The sequence below is a fragment of the Guggenheimella bovis genome (genome assembly GCF_054492335.1).
Map to the genome: position 1 here is coordinate 89552 of NZ_JBQWTF010000002.1, position 13542 is coordinate 103093.

The window sequence follows — 13542 nt, forward strand, 5'->3', positions numbered from 1 at the left end:
TAAAAGCGGAAAATAGGGACCCACCATTTTATGGAAAATGCACAAGGAATATCACTGAGATGGTTGAGGACTTCATCTTATAAACTGATCAAATAAGAGCTGAAGTAAAATCTTAAAAAAAAACTGCACCTATTCTGTTGTTAGGTAAAACAACTGTATATAAGGTGCAGTTAATATTTTTTTGATTCTTTCGTTCAACTTACATGTAGGAACATGATAAGTAAAAACAAAATCATATAACTTATAAAATGAAACTGATCAGATCAGCTTCCTTTTTATAAGTACTTTTCAATTTCTTTTTCCAGCTCTTCTGGCTCGATCGTTGGGGAGAAGCGCTCTACTACGTTTCCTTCACGGTCTACTAAGAACTTGGTGAAGTTCCAGCGGATGTCACTACCTGTACGCTCTTGACCAATTTCCTTTAGCTTTGCTAGGAAACCTTCGCTCTTTTCGTTGGTCTTATCGACTGGCTTTTGTTCCTTTAAGAATACGTAGAGGGGATCTGCGTTTTCACCATTGACATCGATCTTTTGGAATTGATCGTAGCTGATGCCAAAGTTTTGAATGCAGAAGTTATGAACCTCTTCATTTTCTCCTGGAGCTTGTTCTAAGAACTGATTGCAAGGAAAGTCTAAGATCTTGAGACCTTTTTCGTTGTACTTTTCGTGGAGCTTTTGAAGACCTTCATATTGGGGAGTAAAGCCACAGCCTGTTGCTGTATTAACGATTAAAAGAACGCTATCTTTGTAGTGTTCGAGGGTAATTTCTTGTCCGTTCATGCGGGTTACTTTTGCTTCGTAAATGTTTTTCATGATATCTCCTTTCAAATCCTCTAATACCCACTAATGACAAAATCAAGAACGATTGGTAAGATAAATAAAATAGGGGGTGCTATGGTGCACATTGGAAACCGCTGGGATGAGCTACTGGCGGAAGAATTTAAAAAAGATTATTATTTAAAGCTAAGAGAGAAGCTGATTCAAGAATACCGTACAAAGACGATCTATCCACCGATGGGAAAGATCTTTGAAAGCTTGGTCCTTACGGATTACGATGACGTTTCGGTCGTCATTTTAGGACAGGATCCTTACTTTAATCCCGGTCAAGCGAACGGTCTTGCTTTTAGTGTAAACGATGGCACAAAGCTTCCTCCCTCGCTTCAAAATATCTACAAGGAACTAGAAAGTGACCTCGGGATTCCAAGAGCTCAGACGGGAGACCTCACAAAGTGGGCCAAGGAAGGGGTACTTTTACTTAACGCCTCCCTTACTGTAAGAGGGGGAGAACCAAATTCTCACCAAGCTCTCGGTTGGTCCTTTTTAACAGATAAGATCGTTGAGCTTCTCAATGAACGAGAAGAGCCCATGGTATTCATCCTTTGGGGGAATTTCGCAATAAAAAAAGCACGTGTAATCGATGAAACGAAGCACTTGGTGCTCCGAAGTGTTCATCCTTCGCCGCTATCAGCGAGTCGAGGTTTCTTTGGCTCGAAGCCCTTTTCGAAAGCGAATACGTTTTTAGAATCGGTCGGAAGACAAAAGATCGACTGGAGGCTCGAATGAAGGGAAAACTCACCTACTTCTATGGCGAGGACTGTGGTGTCTGCTCGACGCTCCTACCTCGGGCAAAGAAATTAGCAGAGGTCTTCGATCTGGAATTCGAACAGGTTCATGTGATGGAAGAGAGAGAACGATCGAGTCAAGCACTCGTTTTCGTCATTCCGACACTCATCGTGACATTCGAGGATAAAGTCATCGTTCGCGCAGAGCGACTCATCGACTTTCAAGCAGTTTATACGACACTGGAACGTTTTTTTACTACATTGGGGGAAAAATGATACTTACAATCGACGTAGGAAACTCAAATATCGTAAGCGTACTCTATGATGAAGACGGCACGCGTTTAATAGACCGCAGAGTCACTACCGTAAGAGAAGCCGATCGAGAGGTCTACGAGCGCTTTTTCGATGACCACAAAGAACTTACTGAGGTGGCTACACACATTACGATTAGCTGTGTCGTTCCAAGGCTTAGAGATCTATTAAAGGATCTTACGAATGATCTCTTTCCTGAAAAGGAGATCTACTTTGTAAGCTACGAGAACGTCTCTGATTTTGATGTTCGAATTACTGACCCTGAAACGCTCGGCAGTGACCTCATCGCAACGAGCTTCGGTGCTTTTTTCCACTATCCACTTCCTGCTATCATTGCAGATCTTGGCAGTGCCACAAAGCTTACTGTCGTCGATGAAGGAAATATTTATTATGGCGGAGCTCTGATTCCGGGTATCTACTTTACGGCTCAAAGTATTCATGCTGCCATTCCACAGCTACCGATGATTGACCTTAAAAAACCAGAGCGTTTAATCGGTACCGACACCATGGAGTGTATGCAAATTGGTATCGTTACGGGTACGCTTATGAGTGTATTAAAGATGGCCGATGGCTTTGAAAAAGAGCTCGGAAAGAAATGTAGTCGTGTGATGACAGGAGGGCTTTCAAAGCTCTTTCAAGAGAAGGATTTAGAATCGTTCGTATACGACGAGTTCTTATTAAATGATGGACTTTATTATTTGACGAAGAAAAAGAGGGAGAGAGAATGAAAAAGAGTACCTTACAATTTAATGATCTAGAGAAGATGGCCTTTTATAGCGATCTACAGTTTAGCCCTGAGGCTAAAAAACTCGCTTACGTAAAGACACATGCTTCTTTAAAAGAAGATGCTTACTTAAGTGACCTCTACATCTATGACCGAAAGGAAAAGAAGCATCGACGCTTAACCGTAGATAGAAATCCTTCAAAGATCGAGTGGATCGATGAAGAGACGATTTCCTTCTTTAGTGCTTCGAAGGACGAAAAGAGAAAAGACGAATCCATTCTCTATGAGATCAGTCTTTCTGGCGGTGAAGCTGTCGAAAAGGAATCGTTTCCTTTCCCAGTTCTACGTATGAAAGCGTTGGGAGATAACAATTATCTTTTAACGAAGCCCGTACGCTTTGGTGAAAAGGATCTCTTTGAATACGGAGAAAAGGTAGAAGAGGAGAGAAGTAAGCGCAAAGATGACGCTGATTATGAAGTCTTTGAGGAAGCGCCTTTCTGGGAAAACGGTGGAAGCTTTACGGCAGGAATGGGCGTAGAGCTTGTAACCTTTGATGCAAAAAATAAGAAAAAAAAGGTTCTTTCTCCTAAGAATAAGATTGTAACCGGTCTTACCTTCGATCCTGAAGAAAAACGAGCACTCGTACTATGCTTAGAAAACAAAGGTATCTTAAAGTTTGATACGGATCTCTTTGAACTCGATCTAAAGACCTTAAAATTAAGAAAACTTCCGCTAAAGAATAAGCGAATCTATAGAGCCTTCTACTACAAGGATCGCATTCTACTCGTTATTAATCCGGAAGACAAGCATGGCTTGAACCAAAATCCATCGCTCTTTGAATACGACGAAAAGAAAAATGAGTTGACGCTCATTCAAGGACCACTTTGCTTAGGAAATACTGTAGGAACGGATGCACGCTACGGAGCAGCGAAGGAGATGGAGGTCGAAGGGGATACGATCTACACTGTTGAGACACGCATAAATAGTGGTGTCCTCGTGAGCTACAGCCCCGAAGAAAAGGTTTTAATCGACACCTTGGGAAGTGTCGATGGTTTTGATGTAAAAAATGGCGAACTTGCAGTCATTCACATGCTCCCCAATAAGCTTCAAGAGATTTTTATTGGAGGAGAATGCATTACAACGGAAAATGAAGCCTTCCTAGAGACGAAAGAAGTCTCTCCTGTAGAGGAAGTGACGGTCGTCGTCGACGGGGAAGAAGTTCACGGCTACATTGTGAAGCCCATTGGATATAAGAAGGGTAAGAAGTATCCTGCCGTGTTCGAGATTCACGGTGGACCAAAGACAGTTTATGGATCTGTCTACCACCATGAAATGCAACTTTTAGCTGCTGAAGGTTATTTCGTCTACTTCTGTAACCCTGTAGGTAGTGATGGTAGAGGAGATGAGTTCAGTGACATCCGTGGTAAATACGGTACCAAGGATTACGATCAGCTTATGGCCTTTAGCGACATGATGCTTCAACGTGAAAAGGACATCGATAAAGACAATGTCTTTGTCGTAGGCGGTAGCTACGGTGGATTTATGACCAACTGGATCGTAGGTCACACCGATCGTTTCCGTGCTGCCTGTACACAGCGCTCCATCACAAACTGGACGAGCATGTGGGGCATCAGTGACATCGGCTACTACTTTGTCGATGATCAGATGGGATGTAATCCTTGGGAAAACTTCGAAAAGCTTTGGCATCACTCACCTTTAAAGTACGCAAAAAACATCAAGACGCCGCTTCTCATTCTTCATGCCGATAAGGACTACCGCTGTCCTGTGGCCGAAGGCATGCAGCTCTTTACAGCGCTTAAGTACTTTAAGAAGGAAACGCGTATGGTCATCTTCCACGATGAAAACCACGAGCTTTCAAGATCAGGTAAGCCTAAACACCGCGAAAGAAGAATGCAAGAGATTTCGTCTTGGTTTAAGAAGTATCAGAAAATTGAGAAGAAAAAATAGGCGGAATCTGTGGTAAAATGCTAGTGTGGTTCGAAAGGAGGCCAAGATGAATCAAAACAAAGGGACTGTGACACTCGTCGCAGGGCTCGGAGTCATCCTCTTATCCGTCATACTTTTTTTCGTCGTTTTCAAAGAAAAAAGTGTGATCGACTGGGTGGCGTTCCTCTTTCTCATCCTCAGTGAATGCGTATCGCTTCTAGGCTTACTCGCCTTAGAATCGATTTACTATAAACCTTCTCAAACGAGAATTAAAAAGCAACTTTCTGTCGTTCTCTTAGGCTACGTGCTCATTGCGATCATCATTAGTGTCGTTTTCATGGGAAAACGTCAAGATCAGCTTTGGACGATGGTCATCATTCAGTTTTTACTCTTAGTTAGTCTTGTGATCTTTAGCATGCTGACATTAAAAAATACGAGTGAAACGAAGGAAGAGGCCGTTTCAAAGCCTGTTAGCCCGTTAGAAGATGCTAGAACTCAGTTCGGAGCGATTGTCGAGCGCTATGAAGATCGTCTTTTTCAGTTTGATCTCAGAGAACTCCTTGCAAAGCTCAGCTTTCAGGATATGTCTAAGGTCACAGAATACGACGATGAAATTCTTACGCTCGTAAAGGAATTACAAAATCCATTAGAGGATGAGCGCATTACAGAGTGTATTGAGGAATTAAAGACGCTCGTAAAATCTAGAGAAAGAGCGATTCAACCGAGTTTTGAAGATATTGAATTAGAATAAAGGCGTAAGCCTTTATTGTTTTTAGGAGAAGAGATGAATCTAGATCAAATACTCATTTTGGGAATTCTCGTCGTGATGCTCGTGCTCTTTGCGATGAATCGAATTCGCTTTGAGCTTGTGGCTCTCTTAGCACTCGTCGTAAGTGTGCTTCTTGGACTCGTTCCAAAAGAAAACGCTTTTAACGGCTTTTCAAATGGTGCCGTCGTTACCGTTGCAGGAGTGCTCGTCATGAGTAGGGCTCTCGAAGAAACGGGTTTTGTCGAAATCATCGCCGACCGCATCGGAAAATATGGCTCCTCGGTAAAGCTTCAAATTGCACTATTAGTCGTGGGGGTTACGCTATTTAGCGCCTTTATGAATAACATTGGAGCTCTTGCTCTCTTTATGCCTGTTGCCATCGGTCTTGCCAGAAAAAATGGGTATTCACCTTCGCTTTCCCTCATGCCTTTGGCCTTTGGATCCCTCTTTGGTGGTATGATTACGCTCATTGGAACACCACCCAACATCATCATCAGTAACTTTAGAAAAGCCGAAGTAGGTGAGCCTTTCGGAATGTTTGACTTTGCTCCGGTTGGTCTTGCTGTGAGCATCGCATCGATTCTTATCATCGTCTTTGTAGCACTTCGTTTGATTCCTGAGAGAAAGTCCAAAGGAACCGTCGATGAAGTGTTTCGAATTAAAGATTATACGTCTTCTATCGTCGTTACGGAAGAAAGCTTATTAAATGGTCTTCGCTTAAAAGACCTCGACCGCACTCTTTTAAAAGACCTTACCGTCGTAGGTTATGTTCGTGAAGGTCAAGGTCTTGTAGAGCCGAATCTCTACCGCTTTATGAAGCCGAAAGATAGGCTTATTGTAGAATCAACAGCAGATAGTTTAGGACTCTTTTTAAAAGCGACAAACTCTGTTTTAAGTGACCACAAGGAGATTGAATCATCTGACCTAGAAAACGAAGATTTCGGTCTCTTTGAAGCGAGTGTCCTTCCGAACTCTGCATTCCTTTGGAAAACGGCAAAAGACCTCGACTTAAGAAGAAAATATCACGTGAATCTCCTTGCGATCTCTCGTCAAGGAGAACGTTTGAAAAATGCCCCGAACCGCGTTCCCTTTCAAGCGGGTGACGTACTTCTCATACAGGGAACAGAGGGGCTTGTAAGAGAGATGCTTAATGATCTCGGAGGACTTCCTCTTGCAGCTCGTGATCTTCGCTTGCACTCCTCTGGTAAAACCATGCTCTGCCTATCCATTTTCGTGGCCGCTCTCTTCGTTGTAGCGCTCGGAATCCTGGGAAGTGAAATCGTCTTTACCTTAGCTGCTGTTCTTATGGTGCTTGTAGGAGTCATTAAGCCTTCGTCAGCTCTTCATGCGATCGATCTACCGACGCTCTTTTTACTGGGCGCTTTAATTCCTGTGAGCCAGGCGCTCGAGACGACAGGTACTGCTAAGCTCATCGCCTCAGAGCTCGTAAAACTTCAAGGTATCATCCCGCCTTGGGGCGTTTTGATGGTTCTAATGACCATGTCGATGCTTCTTACAAATATCATCAATAACGCCGCTGCTGCTATGCTTCTTGCGCCGATCGCAATCGGCCTCGCTACAGCGAGCGGACACTCCATCGACCCTTATTTAATGACCGTTTGTATCGGTTCTTCTGCAGCCTTTATGACACCGATTGGTCATGCGAGCTGTACCGTTATCATGGGTCCAGGAGGTTATAAGTTTAGTGACTACTGGAAGCCGGGACTTGTCGTGTCCGTCGTGACACTTCTCGTTTCGATTCCTGTAATCTTATTTGTATTCCCACTTTAAAGGAGACTTTATGGAAACTATCGTAGAAAACCTGTCGAATCTCACTTGGCAGCAGATCGTCATGTGGGTCATTGGAGCTGTGCTCATCTACCTTGCGATTAAAAAGGACATGGAGCCATCTCTACTTCTTCCCATGGGATTTGGTGCAATTCTCGTAAACCTTCCCTTAAACGGCGCTGTGACTCAAATTGTAAATGGAGTCAAGGAAATTGGTCCGATCGATACGCTATTTGAAGCTGGGCTTGCTAACGAACTTTTCCCGCTTCTTCTCTTCATCGGTATCGGTGCCATGATCGACTTTACACCACTTCTATCGAATCCTAAGATGGTATTCTTTGGAGCAGCTGCTCAATTTGGAATTTTCTTTACCTTCTTAATGGCAACCCTTCTAGGATTCGACCTAAAAGATGCTGCAAGCGTCGGTATCATCGGTGCAGCCGATGGACCAACATCCATTTACGTCGCCATGTTCTTAAAGAGTAAGTACTTAGGTGCGATCATCGTATCTGCTTATTCCTACATGGCACTCGTACCGATCATTCAACCTCCTGCGATTCGTCTTGTGACGACTCAAAAGGAGCGAAAGATCCGCATGACTTACCGTCAAAATAGTGTTTCCAAGACGACTCGCATTCTCTTTCCAATCGTCATTACGATTATCGCTGGTCTCTTTGCACCAAAGAGCGTAGCCCTCGTAGGCTTCTTGATGTTCGGTAACCTCATCCGTGAGTGTGGCGTATTAAATTCCTTAAACCAAACGGCTCAAAAGGAACTTGCAAACCTCATTACGCTACTCTTAGGATTTACTGTCGCTACAAAGATGCAAGCAGAGGCTTTCCTTTCCGTAGAGACACTCATGATCCTCGGCTTAGGACTCATCGCCTTCATCTTCGATACGATCGGTGGAGTACTCTTTGCTAAGGTAATGAACCTCTTTGCTAGAGAAAAAGTCAACCCGATGATCGGTGCTGCTGGTATCAGCGCATTCCCGATGTCTGCAAGAGTCATTCACAAGATGGGTCAAAAGGAAGACAATCAGAACTTCCTCTTGATGCATGCTGTAGGTGCAAACGTTGCTGGACAGATTTCTTCTGTCATTGCAGGTGGACTCTTACTTAACTTAGTCCTTAAACTTATCGGATAGGAGGTCCCATGAACGTAGAAGGCTTTATTTCATCCTTACCTACAGCCCTTTGGGGAATGTTAGGCGTCTTTCTCGTCATTTTCCTTGTCTATATCACGATCGTGATACTAAACAAATTATTTCCTGGAAGTGAAGAATAAAAAAACGGTGTGCCTTGGCACACCGTTTAGTTATTCCAGTTATGATAGACGTTTTGAACGTCGTCGTTTTCCTCTAATGAATCGATTAAGCGCGTTAAGCTCTTAATGTCTGCTTCATTGGTGAGGTCTACATAGGTTTGAGGAATGTATTGAAGTTCAGCGACGCTGAATTCGAATCCAACCTTCTTTAGTGCTTCACGTACTGTATGGAAGTTTTCTACTGAAGTATAGACTTCAAAGTGATCTTCCTCTGCAGCAAAGTCATCTGCACCTGCATCGAGTGCTTGCATCATGACTTCATCTTCATCCATTCCGTCTTTTTTATCGATGACGAGGACTCCAAGGTGATCGAACATGTAGCTTACTGAACCAGGAGCACCTAAGTTACCGTTATTTTTGGTAAAATAAGAACGAACCTCGCCACTCGTGCGATTCGTATTATCGGTGAGGCTTTCAACTAAGATGGCAACGCCAGAAGGACCATATCCTTCGTAAACGTTTTGCGTGTAAACGGCTCCGTCTGACTCTCCGCTGCCCTTTTTCACTGCTCTTTCGATGTTATCTTTCGGCATGTTAGCAGCTTTAGCTTTGTCGATAGCACTCATCAAACTTGCATTGTACTCGGGGTCAGGGCCACCTTCTCTGGCTGCGACCATGATAGCTCTGCCAAGTTTCGTAAAGATACCAGCGCGTTTCGTATCTTGTGCGTTTTTACGACCTTCAATGTTATGAATTCGGCCCATGATTTCTCCTTTCAAGTGATGTAACCAATACATTATACCATAAGAAATGAGGCGATATGTACTTTTTTAGCTTACCCATCTGCATTATTCTTGCACTATACGTATCGATTCAGATTGAATCGGTAAAAACGGAAGAGATTCCAGAAGTCTCTGGTGTCATCATTTTAGGAGCGAAGCTCAATGGAAAGACGCCGAGTCCGACGCTCGTTCGAAGACTCGAAAAGGCACTTCAGTATCTCTTAGACCATCCCGATAAAAAGGTCATCGTCTCCGGCGGAAAGGGAAGCGATGAAAAACAGAGTGAAGCACAAGCCATGGCGGATTGGCTTGTAAAGAGGGGTATTAGTAATTCGAGGATCTATCTAGAAGATGTATCCATCTCTACACATCTAAACATTGAAAAGTCAAAATACATCTGGGAGCGCCATTTTTCGGGAAATCGCATACTCATTGTAACGAGCGATTACCACGCTCTTCGCGCAAAGCTCATTGCGACGCGTTATGGTTTTGAGGCTTTCGTATTAAAGGCAAAGACGCCTCGTGCTTCTAGGTTTAAGCCTATGGTTCGAGAAGTCTTTGCACTAATGAAAACCATACTTTTTGACTTTCCTAAAAAGGAGTAGTTTATGATTCGACTCATCTATTTTACCGATACAGTAGACGTCAACAGCTGGGCGATTGACGCTGACCTCATTACCTTTTACTATCGTTACCGCCATCAGGTACAAATTTCTTTTGTCATGGGCGTCATGTTAGACGAATGGGCCAAAGAGAAAAAGCTAAACCTCGACACGGTAGGAGACATCTATAGGGCCTGGAGAGACACGAGTGAGTATTCCAACATGCCCGTCTCCGGTAGCCTATGGCTTCGAGACCCGATTCATACCTCGTATCCTTCTGCGAAGGTCTTTAACGTCGTTGAAGCCATGTATCCTCAATATGCCTTCCGCTTCTTTAGACGCCTTCAGGAGGCTGCTTTTGTCTTTGATCAGAACATTTCTAGAGAAAGCATCTTAGAATCCATCTGCAAAGAATTTCCTTTTGATGAGAAGAAGGTGATCAATCTTTCAACTTCTAAAAAGGGAAAAGAACTTATGGATAAGGACTTTGAGATGGTTCGAAAATATAAAGTCAATTCCTTTCCTACGATCATCTTTGAGGATGGGAAATCGACCGTCCGCTTAGAAGAAGAGATTAATCTTGAAAACCTCGAAAATGCTGCGAGTGTCTTTCAGTTAAAGCCAGAGCCGGTACCGGAATTAAAAAAGGTCTTACGTGAAATGAAGAGGCTCTATACGAAAGAGATCAGTATGCTCTATGAGGTGGATCCCAAGGATGTGAACCGCTTTGTAGAGGAGCAGAAGGTAGCGTCTTCCGAATGGAAGGAATTTTATGAAGGGTTCTATTTAGAGGATGTAAGGCCATGATGTCCTTATGGATCCTACTTGTAATCATCGTTCTCATTCCACTTCTAATAGCGATCATCGGAATGATTAAAAATATCATTTCAACGAATCGACGTATGAAGGGGCCCATCGTAAAACACTCAGGGGTCATTTTTAGCGTTCAAGAAGAAGGAAATCAGAGAGAAATTGTCCTCGATTTAGAAGGACAGAGAAAAATCTATCTGACGAGACTTCCTAAAGATCGTTTTATAGAAGGGGAGACGATTCATTTTGGAGCGAGGGAGAACTGGATTATAGAAATCTATTCTTGACCATGTGATGTGTCAGTGTTAAAATCATATTGAAGATGATAATCATTCTCAATTAGGAGGTCATAATGACATTGGCACAATTTGATGCTGGTTACCAAGGCGTCATAAAAAATATTAAAGCTGATGACGATACGCTTCACTTTCTATCCTCCATTGGATGTGCAAAGGGAGACCGCATTCGCCTCATTAGCGTATTAGGAAATAACTATATCGTTTCTGTCAAGGATAGTCGCTTTGCGCTCGATCGTTCACTTGCCGGAATCATCCAGTTGGAGCAAGAATCATGCGAATCGCACTAGCAGGAAACCCAAACTCAGGAAAAACGACGCTCTACAATCGATTGACAGGCCGCACAGAACAAGTAGGAAACTGGTCTGGTGTGACGGTAGAACAAATTTCAGCGCCCTACCAGAAGGATCAAACGATAGAAATCATCGATCTTCCAGGGGCGTTTTCTATGTCCTCAAAGTCATTAGATGAGCAAGTAGCAGCGAACGCCATACATAAAAAAGACTTCGACGTCCTCATTAACATCATTGACGGCGCCAATTTAGAGCGCTCCTTATTCTTTACAACAGAGATCTTAGAACTCGGTATTCCTACCGTCATTGCGGTAAACAAGATGGATATCTTAGAAAAGCGGGGAGATGAGCTCGACTTTTTAACATTCTCTCAAGGATTACATGCTCCCGTCGTCGAGATTGAAGCGGAAAGGGGAAAGGGACTCGATGCACTTATAGAAGAAGCCAAGCGGATCGACACGAAGCCTGTAAAAAAGCTTGAAGTGGGAGAGAGAAGAGACTTTATTCAGTCGCTTTTAGAAAAGTCCCTTACGGCAAAGCGGGAGTCCGTAGGTCTTAGCTTTTCTGACGAGCTCGATCGCATTTTTATCCATCCGATTTTAGGTATCGTGTGCTTCTTTTTGATCATGTGGGCTGTCTATGCGATCTCCGTAGGAACAGTGGGAACCTTTATGAGTGATCTCATCCAAGAGTACCTCATCGATGGCTTCCTCCTTCAAGGAATACATCACATTCCAGGACTCGATCCACTCATCATGCAGTTTTTTGAACACGTCGTCGTGGGAGGTGTAGGAAGCATCATTAGTTTCATTCCTCTCATCATGCTCCTTTTCTTCCTCTTATCACTTTTAGAGGACAGTGGATATATGGCACGTGTTGCTGTGCTCATGGAAAAGTGGTTCCGCTCCTTTGGCTTAAGTGGTAAATCGATCATTCCTATGATCGTCGGTAGCGGCTGTGCCGTCCCTGGTGTCATGGCAACGAGAACCATTGAAAATGCTAACCAGCGCCGAATTACAGCGCTCTTAACGCCTTTCGTTCCGTGTTCTGCGAAGCTTCCCGTCATCGGCTTAATCAGTGTAAGCTTCTTTCCAAAGTCGAGCTGGGTCGCACCGAGCATCTACATCCTAGCGGTCTTTATTATCGTTATCAGTGGTCATCTCGTGAAGAAGATCTATCCTACGAAAGGAGCCAAGCCCTTTATCGTAGAGCTTCCCGATTACCGCTTTCCGAATGTTCGTCAAGCCGTCCGAAGAATGCTCGGACAGGCCAAGTCCTTTTTATATAAGGCATCGACCGTCATTTTCGTAAGTAGCGGTATCATCTGGGTCCTTATGACCTTTACACCGACGCTTTCTGTGGCCGATCGTATGGAGCACTCGCTTCTAGCCTTCTTAACAAGGCATCTAGCCTTTGTACTCTATCCCATGGGTCTCGAATCATGGAAACTTCTTGCTGGTGCAGTCACAGGCTTTATCGCAAAGGAAAATGTCGTAAGTAGCTTAGCTGTCCTATTAGGTGCAGGAAGTGCCAAGACGGGCCTTGTAGCGACCGGAATGAATGCTGTCTTAGGTTATTCCTTCTTAGCCTTTAACCTCTTTACACCGCCTTGTATCGCAGCCATGGCAGCGATGAAAAACGAGCTACAAAGTCCTTCGTGGTTTCGAACGAGTTTAATATTCCAATTTTCTGTAGGATACATCACATCGATTGTGATCAGCCAGGTGGGTTCAATTCTCTTCTATGGAACCGTATTACCTAGTCTTCCCGCTGCGATCGTCATCCTACTAGGTTATGCTATACTAATAAGCTATAAGATAAGGAGGGCTCAATGAACGTCATCATATGGGCACTAATCGGAGTGGCGTTTCTTGTAGCACTTCGTTATACATGGAAAGATCTAAGAGAGTCTCGTTGTGGAGGCTGCAGTGGATGTAAAGGAAAAAAACATGGAACTCATAAAAAAGTCCTTTGAAGAACTGACAACCAAAGAACTCCACGGAATCTATAAACTTCGTTCAGAAGTCTTTGTGCTGGAACAGCACTGTATCTACGGAGACGTCGATGAGAACGACCTTCTTTCGATGCATTACTTCTTTGAGGAAAACGGAGAGATCATAAGCTATCTTCGCGTCATTCCAAGAGGTATCGTGCATGATTATCGCGCCATCGGACGCGTTGTAACAAGAAGTGATAAACGTTCACAAAAGCTATCTCGTAGACTCATGGAAGAGGTCTTAAAGGATTACAACGAAGATCTTTATTTATCAGCACAGACGTATATTCTTAAATTCTATCAAGCCTTTGGATTTGAAGTTGTGAGTGAACCCTATGACGATGCAGGAATTATGCATGTCGATATGGTTTTGAAGAAAAAATAGTTTTTGGGGTA

17 protein-coding genes are annotated in these 13542 nt (G+C 43.5%); 15 read left to right on the plus strand and 2 right to left on the minus strand.

The features are described 5' to 3' along the window. Window positions 1–275: 275 nt before the first annotated feature. Window positions 276–812 carry a glutathione peroxidase gene (locus ACUB3H_RS06890; protein ID WP_459129945.1) on the minus strand — a complete coding sequence of 179 codons (537 nt, stop codon included), beginning with the start codon at window positions 810–812 and terminating at the stop codon, window positions 276–278. Window positions 813–893: 81 nt separating this feature from the next. On the opposite strand from ACUB3H_RS06890, the gene ACUB3H_RS06895 reads away from it, so the two are divergent. The 8 genes from ACUB3H_RS06895 to ACUB3H_RS06930 are packed head-to-tail and all read left to right on the plus strand — an operon-like array spanning window position 894 to window position 8388. Beyond that, the gene (locus ACUB3H_RS06895) at window positions 894–1562 is read left to right on the plus strand and encodes a uracil-DNA glycosylase (RefSeq protein ID WP_459129946.1); all 669 of its coding nucleotides are present in this window, start codon (window positions 894–896) and stop codon (window positions 1560–1562) included. Beyond that, entirely contained in the window at window positions 1559–1837 is a 279-nt protein-coding gene (locus tag ACUB3H_RS06900; protein ID WP_459129947.1) for a thioredoxin domain-containing protein, read from the plus strand. The genes ACUB3H_RS06895 and ACUB3H_RS06900 overlap by 4 nt, the downstream gene beginning before the upstream one ends. Further along, the gene (locus ACUB3H_RS06905) at window positions 1834–2601 is read left to right on the plus strand and encodes a type III pantothenate kinase (RefSeq protein ID WP_459129948.1); all 768 of its coding nucleotides are present in this window, start codon (window positions 1834–1836) and stop codon (window positions 2599–2601) included. The genes ACUB3H_RS06900 and ACUB3H_RS06905 overlap by 4 nt, the downstream gene beginning before the upstream one ends. Next, window positions 2598–4565: an alpha/beta hydrolase family protein gene (locus tag ACUB3H_RS06910; protein WP_459129949.1), complete on the plus strand. Its 1968-nt coding sequence runs from the start codon at window positions 2598–2600 to the stop codon at window positions 4563–4565. Before ACUB3H_RS06905 ends, ACUB3H_RS06910 begins: the two co-directional genes overlap by 4 nt. 46 nt (window positions 4566–4611) lie before the next feature. Further along, complete coding sequence (locus ACUB3H_RS06915) at window positions 4612–5295, plus strand: hypothetical protein (RefSeq protein WP_459129950.1); 684 nt, start codon at window positions 4612–4614, stop codon at window positions 5293–5295. A 33-nt stretch (window positions 5296–5328) separates the two neighbouring features. Next, complete coding sequence (locus ACUB3H_RS06920) at window positions 5329–7104, plus strand: SLC13 family permease (RefSeq protein WP_459129951.1); 1776 nt, start codon at window positions 5329–5331, stop codon at window positions 7102–7104. 10 nt (window positions 7105–7114) lie between these two features. Beyond that, on the plus strand, window positions 7115–8248 hold the full coding sequence (locus ACUB3H_RS06925; RefSeq protein WP_459129952.1) for a sodium ion-translocating decarboxylase subunit beta: 1134 nt from the start codon (window positions 7115–7117) through the stop codon (window positions 8246–8248). An 8-nt stretch (window positions 8249–8256) separates the two neighbouring features. After that, window positions 8257–8388 (plus strand): hypothetical protein, encoded by a 132-nt coding sequence (locus tag ACUB3H_RS06930; RefSeq protein WP_459129953.1) that lies wholly within the window; start codon window positions 8257–8259, stop codon window positions 8386–8388. Between the two features lie 26 nt (window positions 8389–8414). On the opposite strand, the gene ACUB3H_RS06935 is transcribed toward ACUB3H_RS06930, so the two are convergent. Beyond that, window positions 8415–9131, minus strand: coding sequence for a YebC/PmpR family DNA-binding transcriptional regulator (locus ACUB3H_RS06935; RefSeq protein ID WP_459129954.1), 717 nt, complete (start codon window positions 9129–9131; stop codon window positions 8415–8417). 56 nt (window positions 9132–9187) lie between these two features. Here ACUB3H_RS06935 and ACUB3H_RS06940 point away from each other — a divergent pair, with 56 nt between their 5' ends. The 7 genes from ACUB3H_RS06940 to ACUB3H_RS06970 all read left to right on the plus strand — a co-directional run bounded on the left by ACUB3H_RS06940 (window position 9188) and on the right by ACUB3H_RS06970 (window position 13531). Then, a complete protein-coding gene (locus ACUB3H_RS06940) occupies window positions 9188–9754 on the plus strand; it encodes a YdcF family protein (RefSeq protein WP_459129955.1) in 567 nt (188 codons plus the stop codon). Window positions 9755–9757: 3 nt separating this feature from the next. After that, the gene (locus tag ACUB3H_RS06945) at window positions 9758–10558 is read left to right on the plus strand and encodes a DsbA family protein (protein ID WP_459129956.1); all 801 of its coding nucleotides are present in this window, start codon (window positions 9758–9760) and stop codon (window positions 10556–10558) included. Further along, window positions 10555–10848 (plus strand): hypothetical protein, encoded by a 294-nt coding sequence (locus tag ACUB3H_RS06950; RefSeq protein WP_459129957.1) that lies wholly within the window; start codon window positions 10555–10557, stop codon window positions 10846–10848. The genes ACUB3H_RS06945 and ACUB3H_RS06950 overlap by 4 nt, the downstream gene beginning before the upstream one ends. Window positions 10849–10913: 65 nt before the next feature. Then, on the plus strand, window positions 10914–11147 hold the full coding sequence (locus tag ACUB3H_RS06955) for a FeoA family protein (RefSeq protein ID WP_459129958.1): 234 nt from the start codon (window positions 10914–10916) through the stop codon (window positions 11145–11147). Then, on the plus strand, window positions 11132–12985 hold the full coding sequence (gene feoB, locus ACUB3H_RS06960) for a ferrous iron transporter B (RefSeq protein WP_459129959.1): 1854 nt from the start codon (window positions 11132–11134) through the stop codon (window positions 12983–12985). The genes ACUB3H_RS06955 and feoB overlap by 16 nt, the downstream gene beginning before the upstream one ends. Next, complete coding sequence (locus ACUB3H_RS06965; protein ID WP_459129960.1) at window positions 12982–13125, plus strand: FeoB-associated Cys-rich membrane protein; 144 nt, start codon at window positions 12982–12984, stop codon at window positions 13123–13125. The genes feoB and ACUB3H_RS06965 overlap by 4 nt, the downstream gene beginning before the upstream one ends. Beyond that, window positions 13100–13531, plus strand: coding sequence for a GNAT family N-acetyltransferase (locus tag ACUB3H_RS06970; RefSeq protein WP_459129961.1), 432 nt, complete (start codon window positions 13100–13102; stop codon window positions 13529–13531). Before ACUB3H_RS06965 ends, ACUB3H_RS06970 begins: the two co-directional genes overlap by 26 nt. Window positions 13532–13542: the final 11 nt, after the last annotated feature.

What these genes read in the sequence shown, in the direction of transcription:
- ACUB3H_RS06890 (WP_459129945.1), bottom strand. Translation starts at nt 812, where the DNA reads ATGAAAAACATTTACGAAGCAAAAGTAACCCGCATGAACGGACAAGAA.
- ACUB3H_RS06895 (WP_459129946.1), top strand. Translation starts at nt 894, where the DNA reads ATGGTGCACATTGGAAACCGCTGGGATGAGCTACTGGCGGAAGAATTT.
- ACUB3H_RS06900 (WP_459129947.1), top strand. Translation starts at nt 1,559, where the DNA reads ATGAAGGGAAAACTCACCTACTTCTATGGCGAGGACTGTGGTGTCTGC.
- ACUB3H_RS06905 (WP_459129948.1), top strand. Translation starts at nt 1,834, where the DNA reads ATGATACTTACAATCGACGTAGGAAACTCAAATATCGTAAGCGTACTC.
- ACUB3H_RS06910 (WP_459129949.1), top strand. Translation starts at nt 2,598, where the DNA reads ATGAAAAAGAGTACCTTACAATTTAATGATCTAGAGAAGATGGCCTTT.
- ACUB3H_RS06915 (WP_459129950.1), top strand. Translation starts at nt 4,612, where the DNA reads ATGAATCAAAACAAAGGGACTGTGACACTCGTCGCAGGGCTCGGAGTC.
- ACUB3H_RS06920 (WP_459129951.1), top strand. Translation starts at nt 5,329, where the DNA reads ATGAATCTAGATCAAATACTCATTTTGGGAATTCTCGTCGTGATGCTC.
- ACUB3H_RS06925 (WP_459129952.1), top strand. Translation starts at nt 7,115, where the DNA reads ATGGAAACTATCGTAGAAAACCTGTCGAATCTCACTTGGCAGCAGATC.
- ACUB3H_RS06930 (WP_459129953.1), top strand. Translation starts at nt 8,257, where the DNA reads ATGAACGTAGAAGGCTTTATTTCATCCTTACCTACAGCCCTTTGGGGA.
- ACUB3H_RS06935 (WP_459129954.1), bottom strand. Translation starts at nt 9,131, where the DNA reads ATGGGCCGAATTCATAACATTGAAGGTCGTAAAAACGCACAAGATACG.
- ACUB3H_RS06940 (WP_459129955.1), top strand. Translation starts at nt 9,188, where the DNA reads ATGTACTTTTTTAGCTTACCCATCTGCATTATTCTTGCACTATACGTA.
- ACUB3H_RS06945 (WP_459129956.1), top strand. Translation starts at nt 9,758, where the DNA reads ATGATTCGACTCATCTATTTTACCGATACAGTAGACGTCAACAGCTGG.
- ACUB3H_RS06950 (WP_459129957.1), top strand. Translation starts at nt 10,555, where the DNA reads ATGATGTCCTTATGGATCCTACTTGTAATCATCGTTCTCATTCCACTT.
- ACUB3H_RS06955 (WP_459129958.1), top strand. Translation starts at nt 10,914, where the DNA reads ATGACATTGGCACAATTTGATGCTGGTTACCAAGGCGTCATAAAAAAT.
- feoB (WP_459129959.1), top strand. Translation starts at nt 11,132, where the DNA reads ATGCGAATCGCACTAGCAGGAAACCCAAACTCAGGAAAAACGACGCTC.
- ACUB3H_RS06965 (WP_459129960.1), top strand. Translation starts at nt 12,982, where the DNA reads ATGAACGTCATCATATGGGCACTAATCGGAGTGGCGTTTCTTGTAGCA.
- ACUB3H_RS06970 (WP_459129961.1), top strand. Translation starts at nt 13,100, where the DNA reads ATGGAACTCATAAAAAAGTCCTTTGAAGAACTGACAACCAAAGAACTC.